Raw genomic sequence first — 15,459 nt, forward strand, 5'->3', positions numbered from 1 at the left:
ATATTAATCATTCCATCTGGAGCGCTTTTCAGAACCCGGGGCTGATATCCGCTATGAAATTTCTAGAGACCTTGAGATCCTTGCCGCCAAGCCGCCAGCTTGCCCTGGCGGCCGCGGTGCTTGGTGTGATCTTCGCGATGGTGTTCCTCGTCCAGGGCGCGATGAGCGAACCCAAATCGCTTCTTTACTCCAAGCTGGAACCGGCGACGGCAGGTGAGGTCATCGAGGAACTGGAACAGCGCGGCATCGACTATGAACTGCGCGGAGACTCGATCTTCATTGCGCAGAGCCAGCGCGATCAGGTCCGCTATGCGCTCGCGCGTCAGGGCCTGCCGCAACAATCGGTGCAAGGCTATGAGCTGCTCGACGACGTCAACGGCTTCTCCGTAACTTCGGAAATGTACAATGCCGCCTACTGGCGCGCCAAGGAAGGTGAGCTGACGCGCACAATTCTGGCGATAGATGGCGTGTCGGCCGCACGAGTTCACATCGGCGCAAGCCTCGGGTCAGGTTTTGCCCGCTCGCAGACGCCGCAGACGGCATCCGTCACGCTGAGCACGGCGCATGACCTGTCACCCGGCCAGGCCGAAGCCATCCAGTTCCTGGTTGCGCTCGCTGTTGCGGGGCTTGCGCCAGAAGACGTTGCTGTCATCGACCCGGTCAAAGGCGTCATTGCAGGTCCGAATGTTGCGAAAGCCTCCCAGCCATCCATCGCTGCCGACAATCAGGCGACCATGCTGGAAGACAAGATCATGCGGCTGATCGAGGCCCGGGTGGGCGCAGGTAATGCGCGCGTGTCCGTCAGCGTCGATGTGAACCGCCAGCGCCAGACGATCTCGGAACGCACTGTAGACCCGGACTCACGTATCGTGCGCAGCCGCACCACTAATGATGTCAGCGAAACCAGCGCTGGTACGAGCGGCGCGCTCAGCGCAGCCAGCAATCTGCCGCAGGGCACGGGCGGCGGTGAAGGCAATTCCAGCACGATGCGCAACTCCACCGAGAGCATCAATTACGAATTCAATGAGCGCCGCACCGAAACAGAACTTCTGCCAGGTCAGGTGGAGCGGATCTCCATCGCCGTCCTTCTCAATGAGGACGCGCTTGTTGAGGAGGGGCTCGATCCGGCTGCCGCACAGGCCGCCGCACAGGAAATCCTGAACGATTTCGAGCAGCTCATCCTTTCTGGCGCAGGTCTGAACACAGCGCGGGGCGATACGCTGACGGTGGAGCTCATGCCGTTCCAGGTCGCTGAAGTGCCTGACATGGTAACAGCGCCAACCATGGTTGAGACGCTGGTCCAGAATTATTTCTGGTCGGGTCTGCAGGCGCTGCTTCTTGGTCTGGTCGTCATCGTTCTTGGCCTCGGCGTAGTTCGCCCGCTCCTGTCTCAGAAAAAGGTGGAGACCGCCGCGCTTGAAGGTCCTGCGCCGAACGCAGCCGAGAATGCCGGCGAAGAATCGCCCGACCCGTTTGTCTATCTTTCCGACTACACCCGCGAGCGTCCGGACGAGGCAGTCGCCCTGCTTCAGTCCTGGCTGAGCGAAGACAGAAAGGCAGCTGTGAATGAGTAGGGCCGTCTTTTCCCGTTTTCCGAACTTCGATTCTGTTCACGCGGGCGCATCGGTCGCGGCAGCCGCACCTGCCCAGAACCCGCGCGACAGGCTGGCTGAGCTTGAGCAGGCCCATGAGCGCGAGATGGAAAAGCGCCGGCGCGAACAGGACAGCCAGTTCAGTCGGCAGATGGGTGAGGTTCAGCTCATCCTCGACTCGCTGGCTGGCAAGGTCGAGAAGATCGAGGCGGATGCACGCCGCCAGACGGCCGCGTCCATCGCTGCGATCGCAGAGCGGCTCTTCCCGAGACTTGCCCGTCGCTTCCTTGCTGAAGAAATCTCTCTCCATCTGGAAAAGATGATCCCGCCCGGTGAGGTCTGCATTGACATAAAGGCCGAACCACATCTGGCTGAGCAGCTGTATGAGACGATCCAGCGCTCAAAGCAGCTGGCTGATATCTGCAACGTGATCCCACAGGAAGATGCCTGCGGAAACCGCGTCGATGTCAGCTGGAAGAGCGGGGGTCTGGATTTCGATTTCGATGGTCTGCTGGAAGCCTGTATCGGGCATCTGCGCAGCGAGCGGCCGAGTGAACAGGAGACTGAGTGATGGCAAATCCTGAGGTTCAGCCAAGCAGCGACGAAAGCGAAGACCGGCGAGATACCTCTCCGGTCAATCAGTTTCGCCGCGCGATTTATGGCGTGCCTGTCACCCTGACCGTGTCGGTCGGCCAGCGCCGTCTCAGCGTTCAGGAAGTGCTCGACCTCACGCCAGACTCCGTCATCGCACTCGACTCGCGCATTGAAGATCCGGTCCGCCTGATGGTCGATGACAAGCTCATCGCCCGCGGCGAGCTGGTCGAGACTGACAATGGCGGTATTGCCGTCAAGATCACTGAAATCGCGGAAGAGGCTGATGCTTCTGAAGGCTAGGGATAGTGGCCTGATCCTGCGTCTCGCCAGCCTGATTGCCTTTGCCCTTATCCTTGGCTTTGCGGCGCACGCGCAGGAAGCTGGCGATGCGGGCGCGGCGCTGGATGCTGTGCTTGGTCAGGACGGCGAAGGCGGGCTGAGCGGTACCGTCATAATCCTGTTCCTTGTCGTGACGGTGCTCAGCCTTGTGCCGGGCCTCGCCATGATGGTGACCTGCCTGCCATTCCTGGTCATCGTGTTTTCATTCATCCGGCAGGCGCTCGGCGTTCAGCAGGCCCCGCCAAACATGATGCTGATGGCGCTCGCCATCTTCCTGACCTTCTTCATCATGGAGCCCACCTTCACCCAGGCATGGGCAAATGGTGTCTCGCCGTACATCGACGGCACGATTGATGAGGCCGTTGCCTGGCAGCAGACAACCGATCCATTCCGGACCTTCATGACCGCGCGTGTCGAACCGGGGACGCTCAGCGTGCTGGGCGATGCGCTCAACCGGCCCATCGTCGAAGGCGAGGAGCCAGCTTTCTCGATGCTGGCCACCGGGTTCATGCTTTCTGAAATTAAACATGCATTTCAGATCGGATTTGTAATCTTTCTTCCATTTCTTGTTATTGATCTCGTCGTAGCGTCTGTCCTGATGGCCGTCGGCATGATGATGGTTCCGCCAACCGTCGTGTCGCTGCCATTCAAGATCGGGTTCTTCGTGCTGGCCGATGGCTGGCTGAAGATCACCGAGGCACTGGTAAGAGGATATGCCGGATGAGCGAGGCTGCGACAAAGCCCGGATCGAACGTCACCCAGATGCGCGCCCGAGGCGGCGCCGCATCCGGTAAGGTTGGCGCGATCCCGCCGGCACGGCGGGCGGCTGTCGTCATCGCCATGCTGGGCGAGCAGGCCGCGCGTCCCATCGTCGAAAAGCTGGACAATGCTTCGCTTGCGCAGGTCGCCAATGAGCTTGAGGCGGTTTCCTATCTCGGCCGTGAAGAGCTGACCGAAATCGTCATGGACTTCCTCCAGGCGCTTCGCGCGACCAACGGCTCATTCCGGGGTGGACGTGAGCGCGCGCGGGAAATCGTTTCCAGCTTCCTTGATGAAAACCGCGCCGATATCGTTTTCGGCAATGTCGAAATGCCAAAGCCCCAGCCCGTCTCGAAGTCGAGCGATGTCTGGACGCGCCTTGAAGCGCGCAAGCCGGCGGTGGTGGCGGCCTATCTGTCGAAGCTGACCGCGAATATCAGTGCGATCATCCTGCGTAAGCTCGACGTTGCCTTTGCCTCAGAAGTGGTCGGCCACCTTCAGGAGCCGATGCTGGACAGCACGATCGGGTATCTTGTGGGCGGCGAGGATGTCGATAGCGAGATTGAGGATGTCGTCGCCCAGATGGTCGAGATCGAGTTTCTCAATCAGGTACAGACGAATGAGGATTCGGGCAGTGGGAACGCGGAATCCGTCGGCGAACTGCTCAGCTTGCTGCCGAACCATACGCGCGCGCGCATCATGTCCTTCATTCGCACCGAGCATGAGGACAAGTTCGAGAGCATCGAGAAAGTCATGTTCACGATTGAAGGCCTCCCGGAAATCCTGGCACGTCAGTCGGTGCCGGTTGTCTTCAAGGAACTTGGTGAGGACGTGCTGGTGCCAGTGCTCGCGACCCTGACCGGCCCGGCCCAGCGGGTGCAGGACTATCTGCTCGAGAACATTTCCTCTCGCCTCGCGGTGCAATACCGCGACGCACTCTCGAACCCGAACCGACCACCGGTCGAGGACCCCGAAGCAACGCAGCGCACTTTCCTGACGACGCTCATGTCGATGAAGCGCCGCGGCCTGATCACGCTGGAAAAAGCGCCTGTGAAAGCAGGTTAGCAGAGCAGGGACAAAGTCCTGTCCCTTCGCGCTCTGACCTGACTTTACTTACTGGATAATCAGATCTGCGTGCAGGGCGCCTGCCGCCTTCATGGTGCGGATGATGTCGCCCATTTCCTGCGGGGACACGCCGAGCGCGTTGAGGCCTGCGATCAGCTGCGAGAGCGTCACGTTGGCGTCGAGCGTTGCGATATTGCGTGAGCCTGTCTCGCCGATCTCGATCTGCGAACGGGGCAGGGCAATCGACTCGCCATCGGCGAAGGGGTTCGGCTGCGACACAACCGGTGTCTCGGTCACCTTGATGGAAATATCGCCCTGCGCGATGGCGACGCGTGAAATGGTGACGTCCTTGCCGAGGACGATCGTGCCAGACTGCTCGTCAATCACAATGCGGGCGGGGACAGCGACTTCGATCGGAAGGTTCTCAATGCTGGCAAGTACCCGCGAAGGGGAGCCCTGCAGGCTGCGAAGGTCGATATCGACCGTGCCCGGATCGCGTGTAAAGGCGACGGGCGAGCCGATTGCGGCGTTAATCGTGTCTTCGATGCGCGCCGCGGTCGTGAAGTCCGGCTCACGAAGGGCCAAGACCAGCGAGTTGCGGTCATTGAACTGGTAGGGGATTTCGCGCTCGACGCGCGCGCCGTTCGGGATGGCGCCCTGTGTTGGTGTCCCGCGGCGGGCGCGTGCGCCGTCTGCTTTCACATCGATGCCAGAAACAACGATACTGCCCTGGGCGACAGCATAGACTTCATTGTCGGCGCCCTTGAGTGGGGTCAGCACCAGCGTGCCGCCTTCAAGGCTCTCGGCGTCACCGATTGAGGCCACCGAGATATCCAGCGTGGAGCCGTTTCGGGCAAAAGATGGCAGCGTCGCGGTGACAAGCACCGCTGCGACATTGTCCGGCTTGATGTCCTCACCCTGCACGTTCACGCCAAGGCGTTCGAGCATATAGGTGAGCGAATCCTCGGTGAACGGGGAGTTTCGCACCGAGTCGCCGGTGCCGTTGAGGCCAACCACGATGCCGTAACCGATCAGATCGTTCTGGCGCACACCCTCTACGTCGACCACATCGCGGATCCGGGTCTGCGCGTCGGCCTGAAGTGCAGGCTGGGCCGTAACAGCGAGGGCTGCGAGGGCGAGAAGAGCGAGGATCGGCTTCATCAGATCACCTTAGGAAGTTCATGAGGCTGAGCTGCGAAAGTCTCGCGGTCAGCATGTAAGAGGCTTCAAGACTGGCCTCGAGGGCCTTGAGTTCGGCGGCGGCTTCGTACTGGTCGCGGGAGGTCATGCCTTCCAGCAGGTTGTTCAGTACGATTTTTTCCTTGGCGAGGCTGTCGAGTCCGGTCGCGACGCGTTCCTGAAGGATGCCATTCGCGGCGCGAAGCTGCGTGAGTGCGGCATCGGCCTGAACAAGACTGTCGGCCGACGATGAAATGGCTTCAAGCGCATCACTTCGGGGCAGGTCGTCGAGGCCGTCGCCCGGGGCAGCCATGGCGAGCACACCGAGACTGCGAAGTGTCTGGACCACAGCGGGGTCGAGCCCGGTGACGGCATCGCCGTCAGAGCTGGTCTTGGAACCGCGATAAAAGCTGTTTGCGAAGTCACCCGTGTCGAGGTCGAAATAGGCATCGAGCCTCGCGTCGAAATCTGCCTTGTCGGTGGCGGCCTCTGCGATTGCGCGCAGATCCGTCATGAAGTCTTCAGGCGAGCCGAAGGGCGCCTTGTCTGTCGCATCGCCCGAAAACAGGAAGCGTTCGCCATGACGGGAATTGAGCGCAATCAGCGCGCCATCAAGCTGGGCCCGCGCATCGCGCGCAAGCGCGGTGCGTTCGACAGGCGAGCCAGCGCTCAGGCTGTCGAGGGCGCGTACTGAGATCTCAGCCAGCCCTTCCTGCATCCGCGAGAGGCTTTGCTGCGTGATATCAAGGCGGCTTTCGCGGATCTGAAGAAGGCTCGTGTCGCGGTCAATCTTGTTGAGCGCGTCGTTCGCCACCATGGCCCTGCCGATCTGGCCAGAGAGGTGTGCGGTCGGGTCAGACGTGCGACCAGTAACGGCCTCGCTCGAGGTCTTGTCGATCCGCTCACGGATAGACTGGATATCCCGGCTGAGCTGCGTCGTGACGGAATTGGCGAGATAGGATTTGTTGATCATCCTAGAGCTCCATCAATCTGAGCATCATCTGGTTGGCGACTTCAATGACGCGCGCATTCGCGGCATAGGCCTGCTCGATTTCCAAAAGTAGCTGCATCTGTGCGTCGACATCGACGCCTGTCTGCTTCTGCTCAGCTTCGACCATGATCGAGTGCTGGGCGGCGGTTGAAGCCTGAACGGCCTCACTGGACACGCGCATCTGTCCGGTGCGTGACGCAAATCCAGCGACAAGGCCAGTTGCGGTATAGCTTCCCTGAAACCCTCCACTGCTCAGTGAGCGGTTGGAGGACATCGCGTCCAGCATCGCATTGAAGAGGCGGCCATTACCGGCATCACCAGGTGCAACGGCGTCGAGGCCATCGCGCAGCAGGCTGAGCTGACCGCCCTGAAGCGGATCAATGAGCGGATTGATCGAAATGCGGGCGGCCACGCCGACGCCGGCACCGGGGTCAGGGTCGATCAGCAGGCTCGTATTCGCCCCGCCTGCAAGATCTGCATTATCGAGACGCGCCAGCACATCGCTGGCGACCGTATCGAGCTGGTCCTGGAAGGCGGGCAGGTCTGTATCACGAAGCGTGAAGAGCGCTCCGAAAAGCCCGCTGGAGATCGCGCCATAGGAGGCCGCACCGGGCGTGATATCCACGTTGCCGACCTTGATGCCCGAAAGAGCGCCAGTGTCGATACCGTCACCTGGGCCGACAGCTGCGGCAGGCGAGAACTCAATCTCGCGCGCGCTGCCGGCCAGAAGGAAGACACCCTCCTTGGTCATTATATCAATCGCGCCTGCAGGGCGCTGGACGGTCTGGACCGGAACGAACTCGGAGATCGTATCGACGTAGCGCTGGCGCTCATCCATCAGCGCAGCGGCCTTGGCCGATGATCTGTCAGTTCCCGAAAGTTGTGAGTTGATGGCCTGAATCTGCCTCAGCGCATCGTTCACGGTTTCCACGCCGTTCGCGATCTCGCGGTCTGCGTCGATACGTTCAGAGGAGACAAAATCTGAAAGACTATTGAACTCGGATGCGAGCGCGCGAACCGAGTCGACTATGGCGTTGAGATTTGCCTGGGATTCAGGTGTCGCCGCGGCATTCGCGAGCGCGGACTCAAACCCTGACATTTTGGAGAAGAGGCCCGTCCCATCGACACTGTCGCCGAGGCGCGCCGAAAGCGACGCCCAGGTTGATGCCATAACGCTGGCCTGAGCCAGATCGCTGCCGGACGCCATACGCTGCGCCGTCAGCGGATCATTCGTTGCGCGGCCGACGCCGTCCACCCGCACGCCGGATGGATTGGTCGAGGTGATCTGTTCGCTGACAAGCACCGAGCGCCGGATATAGCCCGGCGTCGTCGCGTTCGAAACGTTCGTTGCGACCATATCCGCCCGCAAGCCGGTCACTTGGAGACCGGTGCGGGCGGTATTGATGGCGTTTGACAGACTCAAGGGTTAGCCCCCGCGCTCAGCGACTGGTCTAGCGCTTCAGATTGGTTGTTTCCTGAAGCATCTCATCGACGGTCTGCACGATCTTCGCATTCGACGAATAGGCGCGCTGCGTTTCGATGAGGTCGGTCAGCTCTGCAGCGATGTCCGTGGTCGACTCCATCAGGGAGTAACCTGCGACTTCACCGACAGGACCCGTACCTGCATCCCAGAGATAGAGGTTGCCGCTTTCAGCCGAGACGGAGAAAGCCTGACCATCCTTGGCGCGAAGACCATTCATGTTCGGCACGTCACCGACAGGGATCTGGTAAAGCGCACGGCGATAGCCGGAGTTGTACACAGCCTGCAGGAAGCCTTTTTCATCGACTTCGACCGACTGAAGGTCACCAATCGGTGCGCCGTCCTTGGTCACATTGGTTGGCGAGAATGGTGCGGAAAGTTGCGTCACGCCGGTCGTGCCGCCTGGCCTGCCGACCATTACGTCGACATCGCCATGAGGCAGGGTGAGCGTCATGATCCCGGTCGTCTCGTCATAGACGGTTCCGGTCGCTGCCGTGACATCCTCAAGGCGCCCGCCCTGGTCGACAGCATCCGTGAAGTCGAGCGTCAGTTCTGCAATCGGGTCTGTGCCGTCCGTCGCGCTATCGAAGACCTGCACCGTCCACTGATTGGTCGCGCCGTCAGTCGGCACGTTCGGGACAAAGGACAGAGACAGGGTCTGTGCACGGCCGATATTGTCAAAATATTCGATCGGCAGATCATATGGCTGGCCGGAAGCGCCTGCGAGCGTCGCATCCGCAGGCAGGTTGATGCCAAGATCAATCCGGGAGGTCGGCGAGGCAACATACTGGGACGCCGAGATGTTCACCGGCTGAAGGTTTGCACCGCTATTGCGGCTGACTGTGCCGATGCCGCCATCGCTATCGACGGCCCAACCGAGCAGGAACATGCCGCTCTGGGTGCGAAGGTTGCCGGACTCGTCTGCATAGAAAGAGCCGGTCGGGAGCAGCATGAGCTCGCGTTCAGATGCCAGCGAACCAACACCAGCACCATCGGTCACTGGCAGGAGGCCGCGGCCGCCAACTGCGATATCGGTCGAGTTGCCCGTATTGATGAGCGACCCGGTCTGCTGGATATCCTTGAAGGTGTTCACGGTCACACCGCCAGCCGCGTAGGCGGAGGCCTGTTTCTGGATGACCATGCTGGAAAAGTCTGCGACGCTGCGCTTGTAGCCGTAAGTCGAAGAGTTCGCGATATTGTCGGAGATCGTGGACAAACGGCTCGCGTTTGAATTCAGCCCCATTACTCCTGCATTCAGGGACGAAGAGATACTCATTGACAACTCCTTTGTCAGATTTCCTCTGAAAGTGGAGCTGAATGTTTAATAGACGGATAATTAGCTCGCGGCGGGCCCCGGGGCATCTGTCATGATGGTGATCGAGATGCGGCGGTTGCGTGCAGCCGACGGGTCGCCAGGCACCAGCGGGTCTGTATCTGCCCGGCCGGAAACCTCTCTTACACGGTCAGCCGGGAAGCCGTTTGCCGCAAGGAGCTGACGAGCCGTGTTCGCGCGGTCAGAAGACAGGCGCCAGTTGTCATAGCCTGCCGCCCCGCGGAATGGCCTGTCATCGGTATGGCCGACAATCTTCACGTCATTCTCGAACGTGTTGAGCGAACCTGACACAGCATCGAGCAGATTTGTCATAAGCGGCGTTGGTTCGCTGCGGCCGAGTTCGAAAAGCGGACGGCTTTCGGAATCAACGATCTCAAGCACGATGCCTTCAGGGGTCATCTTGACCATAAGATGTTCCGACAGGCGCTCTGGGTCTTCGCCCAGCTTTTCACGCATCTGCTCAAGGTCGCGCTGTATGTCGGTATGGCGCTGCTGCTCCATCGACTGGCCGTCGCCAATGCCCGTTGCGCCGGTGCCAACTTTCACCGCTGCGTCTTCAGCCATGAGCGAGCTGCCATTCAGGCCGTCGGCGCCGCCGCCGGACACACGGCTTACAGGAATGGACGGGTTGAAATAGTCTGCGATGCCCTTGCGCTGGTCTTCGGTCGTCGCGTTCAACAGCCACATGAGAAGGAAGAACGCCATCATCGCGGTCACGAAGTCGGCATATGCGACTTTCCAGGCCCCGCCATGGTGCCCGTCGCCTTTGACGACTTTCTTGCGCTTGATGATCGTGACGTGGTGAGCGTCGGACGGCGATTGTGCCATGAGAAGACCCGCTTTCTGCAGTTTCAGCATCTCCAATAGCAGAGAGACGCTGACGCTTCGTCTAGGCAGGGGACGCGATTGGCGCGGCTTCTCTAACGAAACGTTTACCAAATCCATCGACACCGGACTGTGGAGAAATAGCCAATCAGCTGAGGGGCTGGCGTGTCGGAAACATTGCTCAAAATGATGAGGTCTGCGGGCGGATTACCCCCGTCCCTCCTGCAATGTGAGCCGCTCTGGGCCTCCATGGCGAAGGCTTGTGAGACGTGGCTGAAAGAGGCTCTGGGCTTTGAAATGAAGGCCCAGATCGGCGCCAAGTCGATGTGTGCGACCGAACAGGCCAAAGTCCGTATTCGTGAAAAATTCGGCTATATTTGTTTACCACGCGGGACGGGCGGCCTTCACGGCATTTCGCTTGGTGCGGCCCTCGCTGAGCGTTTCGTCGCGCGCCGTCTGAAAGAAGACCTCTCCCATGTAGAGATCGCGCCGCCGCTTTTCCTGCGCCTGATGTGTGACAAGCCAGTGCGCCGGTTGATGGGGGACCTGTCGCGCGCTGTTCCGGCGGGCCTGCCGCTTCCCGATGACTTTATGGTCGCAGATCCAGCCGGGCTGCCGGAGGTCTTTGTCGACGGTCCGAAGCTCGTCTGCGTGACGGTGAACCTGTTTGGCCGCGGCGATGTCGAACCGAGTGGGCGCCTGGACTTCTACTATGACGTCGAAAGCCTGACCGCCCACGCCGAACGCCTAGACCGGGCGGCCGCGTCGAACGCGAAACCGAAGCCTCTCGTAAACAAGTCAAACCTGATCCAGTCGATCCGGCGCTCAAGTGTTGGCCTTGATGCCGTGCTGGCAAAGCTGCCTATCACGGTGGCTGACTGTTCGCGCCTGGAGGTCGGCCAGGTTCTGCCGCTGACCGATGCAGAGGACGGCAAGCTTTACCTGCATGCCGAGACGCTGACCGGGCCTGTGGAAATCGGTGAGGCCGAATTAGGCAACTGGAAAGACAGACGCGCCATAAAGCTGACTTCGCCCCTGCTGGAAAGTTTCGTTCAGGAGCTATCGGGCGCCTGAACGAGGGAAATATCCGCGCCTTTTACGGCGCGATGGAGGATGAGTTGAACGCAATACTGGGCATCTTGGTGACGGTCGGCATGGTCTTTGGCGGCTATATTCTGGCTGGCGGACACATGGAGATCATCACCCATGCGCTTCCATTCGAAGGCATGATGATCGGCGGCGCGGCCATTGGCGCGCTTCTGGCGGCAAACGATTTCGGCACGATCAAGCAGACTGGCGCTGACGTGCTTGCGGCCTTCACCGGCTCCAAGTGGAAAAAAGCTGATTACCAGGACCTTCTCTGCCTCATGTCAGAGCTTCTGAACGTCCTGCGCACCAATCCGGTCGACATCGAGCAGCATATCGAAGACCCGGCGCAATCATCGATCTTCCAGCGGTATCCGAAAATCCTCAAGGATGAGGACGCCATCAACATGATCTGCGACACGATCCGGTCGATGCTGATGAACTTCGACAATGTCCACCAGGTCGAGGAACTGCTCGAAAAGCATCTGGAAAGCCTGCACGAGGACAAGCTGGCCGGGTCACACGCCCTGCAGAACATGGCAGACGCGCTGCCCGCGCTCGGCATCGTTGCGGCTGTGCTCGGTGTTATCAAGACGATGTCATCCATCGACAAGCCGCCGGAAGTTCTGGGCGGTATGATCGGCGGCGCGCTCGTCGGGACCTTCCTCGGCGTCTTCCTTGCCTACGGACTTGTTGGTCCTTTTGCGGCGCGGGTCAAAGCCATCCGGACCGAGGAGCACTTCTTCTACTCCATGATCGGCGAGATGCTTGTCTCCAACCTTCACAAGAACCCGGTCAACATCTGCGTCGAGGTGGCGAGACGCCACGCACCGGCACGGGTGCGTCCATCCTTCAATGAAATTGAAGAAGCACTGAGGGGGCTGAAGCAGGCAGCTTGAGAACTTTCACGGGCATATGTCTTGGCGCTCTGTTTCTGGCGCAGGCGGCTTCTGCACAGGAGCCGCCGATTGTGTCTGGCGAACCGGACGAGATCGAGCGGCTGCCAAGCCAGCTCGACAGTTTTGTTCAGGACGCGATCAATGAGGGCCTGCTAAGGCCTGCGCGGCCTCAATCGGAGGAAGCGCAGCCTGCGCCTGTGGCAGAGCAAGCAGCCCTGAGCGAAACCCCTCGGGACATTCGGCCTGAGCCGGTTGAAGCGACAGAAGAGACGACGCCAACAGAGCCTCTCGCCGCTGCACAGACAAAAGTCGATTATCTCTGCCCGGAAACATCGCCTTACGACTTCTCGGAGTTCGCCGACTTCGTGTCCTATGGCGATCTGGCCCAGTGGCGCGGCTTTCTTGAAGGCGAAGAGCGCACAACCGCGCTCGGCCGCCTGATGGGGAAAGCCTATCTTTCGCTTGGCATGATCGCTGAAGCGCGCGCCGAGATTGCCGGCGACCACGGGCAGGGCGGCGTTGCGCTCCGCCAGCTCACGGATCTTCTGGACCGGGATGGCCGGCCAAACCTGTCATTCTTCCGCGACGTTGCGAGCTGTTCGGCCGAGGACAGCGTCTGGCTGGCTGTTGGCCAGCTGAAATCCAATGACGCCAACGGGGCTGACCTTCTGGCGCAACACTTTGCCGACTTCCGCGCGCTGCCGCTGCGCCTTCGCGCCGACGCCGCGCTCATCATCATTCCTGCCCTCGACAGGCTGGACCGGCCGATCCTGTCCGAACGCCTGATGACGAGCTTCACCGCTGAAGAAATCGCGCAGAGCCATGAGTTACAATTCGTGAAGTCGCTCCAGCGCCTGTCCATGGGCTCTCCGAGTGCTGCCGAAGACATTCGCGGCTATCTGCGCCGGGCCCAGTACCGCAATGAAGCGGCCGCTGCGCTTCGTCGCCACGGCAAGGCGATCTCACATGATCTCGAGCGCGAGATCGTCGACTATTATATCAATGAGCTCGGCAACCTGCCGGCAGAGGCGTCTGTCTCCCAAAATCTCGACCTGATCCTGCACGATCTGAACGATGCCGTCGGCTACGATCTCACCCTGCGCCTCGCAAACATGCCCGCTGCGGCGGCTCCAGAGGCTCGTCAGCGTCTCGCGGCACATTTCGAGGGCATGCTCGACGCCGACCTGCAGAGCGAGGCTTTCCTCATCAATCTCAAAGCTATGGACGCGCTGCTGAAGGGCGAAAGCCTTCTCGTCGGCCGCGAAGGCACCGAGGCGCGTTTCGCACGGGCGGCCGTTATCGCGGCCAATCTCGGCCTGCCGTCCATGTCAGCCAAGCTATCAGAGCGCCTCACGCATGACGCCGCCCTTGCGCTCGCTCGGGCAGAGCTTGCCTATCAGCTTCAGGATGCCGAAATGCTGCAACAGCTGATTGCAGAAAACCCGGACAATGCGGCGATGCGCAAAGTGGCCCTGATCGACGCGATCAGCCGCGGCGACAGCGAGGCGGTGAACCGGCTTTCGCGCAGCATGCCCGAAGATGTCGAAACCGCCCTCATGCTGATCGAAGCCGACGCCGCAGCCGGTCATTGGGTCGTGCCACAACGCTTCTACTCCATCGCCGCCCGGAGCGGTGACGAGGCCGCGCAGGTCCGGGCTCTGCGTGTGTCTGAATCGCGACCGGCACCAGAAGCGCCCGCCGAGGGCGAGATCGCCCTCACCGATGTGTCTTCAAGACTCGACCGGCTTCGCGAGTCCCTTGGGCCAATTCCGACGGAGGTTCGCTGATGTCGAACGCAATCTACGCTGCGCTAGCCCGCCAGTCCGGCCTGATGACTGAAATGCAGGTCGTCGCGAACAATCTCGCAAACTCCAGCACTACCGGTTATAAGTCTGACCGCGCCATCTTCGCCGAATTTATCGCCGGCACGCGCAACAATCTGGCGGACCTGTCGATGGGGACGCTTGCAGGCCACGAATTCGATCTGGAGCAGGGCGGGCTGCGCTTCACGAATGGCAAGTTCGATGTCGCCATTCAGGGCGAAGGCTATTTCCTCATTGAGACGCCGCAGGGCCAGCGCCTCACGCGTGCGGGCCACTTCCAGCTGAATGCCCAGTCCGAACTGATTACCTCTGCCGGTTACCGCGTATTGAATGCGGGTGGCGGCACCATCCAGATCCCGGAAGAGGCGACGAATGTCAGCATCGCTGGCGACGGCACCATCTCGTTCGATGGCCAGATTATCGATCAGCTTGGCGTCGTTCAGACAGAAGGCCAGCTCAGCCGCGAAGGCAATTCCATGTTCGCGGCAGAAGACGGCTTCCAGCAGGTTGAAGAGCCCCGCGTGGTTCAGGGTGCTCTCGAACAGTCAAACGTCGCTCCCGTGCTTGAGATCGCGCGCATGATTGAAGTGCAGCGCGCCTACGAAGCCGGGCAGGCGCTCATCGAACGTGAAGACGACCGGATTGCAAAATTCATCAGCACTTTACGCCAGCTTTAACGCACAGGACGTGGATCAAGGGAGGACCCTATGAAATCACTGCAGATCGCAGCCACGGGCATGGCGGCACAACAGTTACGTGTCGACGTCATCTCCAACAACATTGCCAACATGAGCACGGCTGCCTACCGGCCGCGTACGGCAGAATTCTCCGATCTCATGTATCAGCAATATCTAACGCCTGGGACGATCTCCTCTCAGGTGGGCACGGTCGTGCCAGCCGGTGTGCAGCTTGGTACCGGTGTGAAGCCATCGTCCGTCTCGATGGAAATCACGCAGGGCGCGCTTCGCCAGACGGGATCAGAGCTTGATATCGCCATTGATGGTACAGGCTTCCTTGAGGTTCAGCTGCCTTCGGGCGAGTCTGCCTATACCCGCGACGGCAAGCTGAACCGCAGCGCTGAAGGCCAGATCGTCACCAAGGACGGCTTCGAACTCGCCGATGGGATCACCATTCCACAGGATGCCCGACGTATCTCCATCAGTAGCGATGGTGAAGTGGTTGCCTACTTCGCGAACGAAGCCCAGGGTCAGGCGATCGGCACGATCTCACTGGTCCGCTTCGTCAACGAAAAGGGCCTTGAGGCTATGGGCGACAACATGTTCCGCGAGACCGAAGCCTCGGGCGGGCCGAACAGGCTGGTCCCCGCCACCGAAGGGGTTGGCATTCTCCGTCAGGGCTATCTTGAAGACTCCGGCGTCGACGTCGTTCAGGAAATCTCCGAATTGATCGAGGCCCAGCGCGGCTATGAGCTGAACTCAAAAGTCATCACGGCAGCAGATGAGATGCTCGCTGCAACGACGAGAGTGAGGTAGT

15 protein-coding genes are annotated in these 15,459 nt (G+C 60.5%); 10 read left to right on the plus strand and 5 right to left on the minus strand.

Annotated features, from left to right (window positions below):
- Positions 1–80 precede the first annotated feature (80 nt).
- Genes fliF through KUV46_07980 form a run of 5 tightly spaced genes read left to right on the plus strand, consistent with a single transcriptional unit; the run spans position 81 to position 4,349 of the window.
- The gene (gene fliF, locus KUV46_07960) at positions 81–1,574 is read left to right on the plus strand and encodes a flagellar M-ring protein FliF (protein ID QYJ02312.1); all 1,494 of its coding nucleotides are present in this window, start codon (positions 81–83) and stop codon (positions 1,572–1,574) included.
- On the plus strand, positions 1,567–2,163 hold the full coding sequence (locus KUV46_07965; GenBank protein QYJ02313.1) for a hypothetical protein: 597 nt from the start codon (positions 1,567–1,569) through the stop codon (positions 2,161–2,163). Before fliF ends, KUV46_07965 begins: the two co-directional genes overlap by 8 nt.
- Positions 2,163–2,486, plus strand: a complete 324-nt coding sequence (locus KUV46_07970; protein QYJ02314.1) for a FliM/FliN family flagellar motor switch protein — start codon at positions 2,163–2,165, stop codon at positions 2,484–2,486. The genes KUV46_07965 and KUV46_07970 overlap by 1 nt, the downstream gene beginning before the upstream one ends.
- The gene (gene fliP, locus KUV46_07975; GenBank protein ID QYJ02315.1) at positions 2,470–3,249 is read left to right on the plus strand and encodes a flagellar type III secretion system pore protein FliP; all 780 of its coding nucleotides are present in this window, start codon (positions 2,470–2,472) and stop codon (positions 3,247–3,249) included. Before KUV46_07970 ends, fliP begins: the two co-directional genes overlap by 17 nt.
- Positions 3,246–4,349, plus strand: coding sequence for a hypothetical protein (locus tag KUV46_07980; protein ID QYJ02316.1), 1,104 nt, complete (start codon positions 3,246–3,248; stop codon positions 4,347–4,349). Before fliP ends, KUV46_07980 begins: the two co-directional genes overlap by 4 nt.
- 48 nt (positions 4,350–4,397) lie before the next feature.
- Here KUV46_07980 and KUV46_07985 read toward each other — a convergent pair whose 3' ends face one another.
- The 5 genes from KUV46_07985 to KUV46_08005 are packed head-to-tail and all read right to left on the minus strand — an operon-like array spanning position 4,398 to position 10,160.
- Complete coding sequence (locus KUV46_07985) at positions 4,398–5,510, minus strand: flagellar basal body P-ring protein FlgI (protein QYI99298.1); 1,113 nt, start codon at positions 5,508–5,510, stop codon at positions 4,398–4,400.
- 4 nt (positions 5,511–5,514) lie between these two features.
- Positions 5,515–6,501: a hypothetical protein gene (locus KUV46_07990; protein QYI99299.1), complete on the minus strand. Its 987-nt coding sequence runs from the start codon at positions 6,499–6,501 to the stop codon at positions 5,515–5,517.
- Position 6,502: 1 nt separating this feature from the next.
- Positions 6,503–7,942, minus strand: coding sequence for a flagellar hook-associated protein FlgK (flgK, locus tag KUV46_07995; protein ID QYI99300.1), 1,440 nt, complete (start codon positions 7,940–7,942; stop codon positions 6,503–6,505).
- A 28-nt stretch (positions 7,943–7,970) separates the two neighbouring features.
- On the minus strand, positions 7,971–9,275 hold the full coding sequence (locus KUV46_08000) for a flagellar hook-basal body complex protein (GenBank protein QYI99301.1): 1,305 nt from the start codon (positions 9,273–9,275) through the stop codon (positions 7,971–7,973).
- 60 nt (positions 9,276–9,335) lie between these two features.
- Positions 9,336–10,160 (minus strand): OmpA family protein, encoded by an 825-nt coding sequence (locus KUV46_08005; protein ID QYI99302.1) that lies wholly within the window; start codon positions 10,158–10,160, stop codon positions 9,336–9,338.
- A gap of 246 nt (positions 10,161–10,406) precedes the next feature.
- On the opposite strand from KUV46_08005, the gene KUV46_08010 reads away from it, so the two are divergent.
- The 5 genes from KUV46_08010 to flgG are packed head-to-tail and all read left to right on the plus strand — an operon-like array spanning position 10,407 to position 15,458.
- Positions 10,407–11,231, plus strand: coding sequence for a FliM/FliN family flagellar motor C-terminal domain-containing protein (locus KUV46_08010; GenBank protein ID QYI99303.1), 825 nt, complete (start codon positions 10,407–10,409; stop codon positions 11,229–11,231).
- A gap of 44 nt (positions 11,232–11,275) precedes the next feature.
- The gene (motA, locus tag KUV46_08015) at positions 11,276–12,142 is read left to right on the plus strand and encodes a flagellar motor stator protein MotA (GenBank protein ID QYI99304.1); all 867 of its coding nucleotides are present in this window, start codon (positions 11,276–11,278) and stop codon (positions 12,140–12,142) included.
- Entirely contained in the window at positions 12,139–13,929 is a 1,791-nt protein-coding gene (locus KUV46_08020) for a hypothetical protein (protein QYI99305.1), read from the plus strand. Before motA ends, KUV46_08020 begins: the two co-directional genes overlap by 4 nt.
- On the plus strand, positions 13,929–14,642 hold the full coding sequence (locus KUV46_08025; GenBank protein QYI99306.1) for a flagellar hook-basal body complex protein: 714 nt from the start codon (positions 13,929–13,931) through the stop codon (positions 14,640–14,642). The genes KUV46_08020 and KUV46_08025 overlap by 1 nt, the downstream gene beginning before the upstream one ends.
- Positions 14,643–14,672: 30 nt before the next feature.
- Positions 14,673–15,458, plus strand: coding sequence for a flagellar basal-body rod protein FlgG (flgG, locus tag KUV46_08030; GenBank protein QYI99307.1), 786 nt, complete (start codon positions 14,673–14,675; stop codon positions 15,456–15,458).
- Position 15,459 lies beyond the last annotated feature (1 nt).

The organism is Thalassovita mediterranea, assembly GCA_019448215.1.
Classification (GTDB): domain Bacteria; phylum Pseudomonadota; class Alphaproteobacteria; order Caulobacterales; family Hyphomonadaceae; genus Henriciella.

Bases quoted from the DNA above. Each gene is read 5' to 3' on its own strand.
- KUV46_07965 (QYJ02313.1), top strand. From the start codon at position 1,567: ATGAGTAGGGCCGTCTTTTCCCGTTTTCCGAACTTCGATTCTGTTCAC.
- KUV46_07970 (QYJ02314.1), top strand. From the start codon at position 2,163: ATGGCAAATCCTGAGGTTCAGCCAAGCAGCGACGAAAGCGAAGACCGG.
- fliP (QYJ02315.1), top strand. From the start codon at position 2,470: ATGCTTCTGAAGGCTAGGGATAGTGGCCTGATCCTGCGTCTCGCCAGC.
- KUV46_07980 (QYJ02316.1), top strand. From the start codon at position 3,246: ATGAGCGAGGCTGCGACAAAGCCCGGATCGAACGTCACCCAGATGCGC.
- KUV46_07985 (QYI99298.1), bottom strand. From the start codon at position 5,510: ATGAAGCCGATCCTCGCTCTTCTCGCCCTCGCAGCCCTCGCTGTTACG.
- KUV46_07990 (QYI99299.1), bottom strand. From the start codon at position 6,501: ATGATCAACAAATCCTATCTCGCCAATTCCGTCACGACGCAGCTCAGC.
- KUV46_08000 (QYI99301.1), bottom strand. From the start codon at position 9,275: ATGAGTATCTCTTCGTCCCTGAATGCAGGAGTAATGGGGCTGAATTCA.
- KUV46_08005 (QYI99302.1), bottom strand. From the start codon at position 10,160: ATGGCACAATCGCCGTCCGACGCTCACCACGTCACGATCATCAAGCGC.
- KUV46_08010 (QYI99303.1), top strand. From the start codon at position 10,407: ATGGCGAAGGCTTGTGAGACGTGGCTGAAAGAGGCTCTGGGCTTTGAA.
- KUV46_08025 (QYI99306.1), top strand. From the start codon at position 13,929: ATGTCGAACGCAATCTACGCTGCGCTAGCCCGCCAGTCCGGCCTGATG.
- flgG (QYI99307.1), top strand. From the start codon at position 14,673: ATGAAATCACTGCAGATCGCAGCCACGGGCATGGCGGCACAACAGTTA.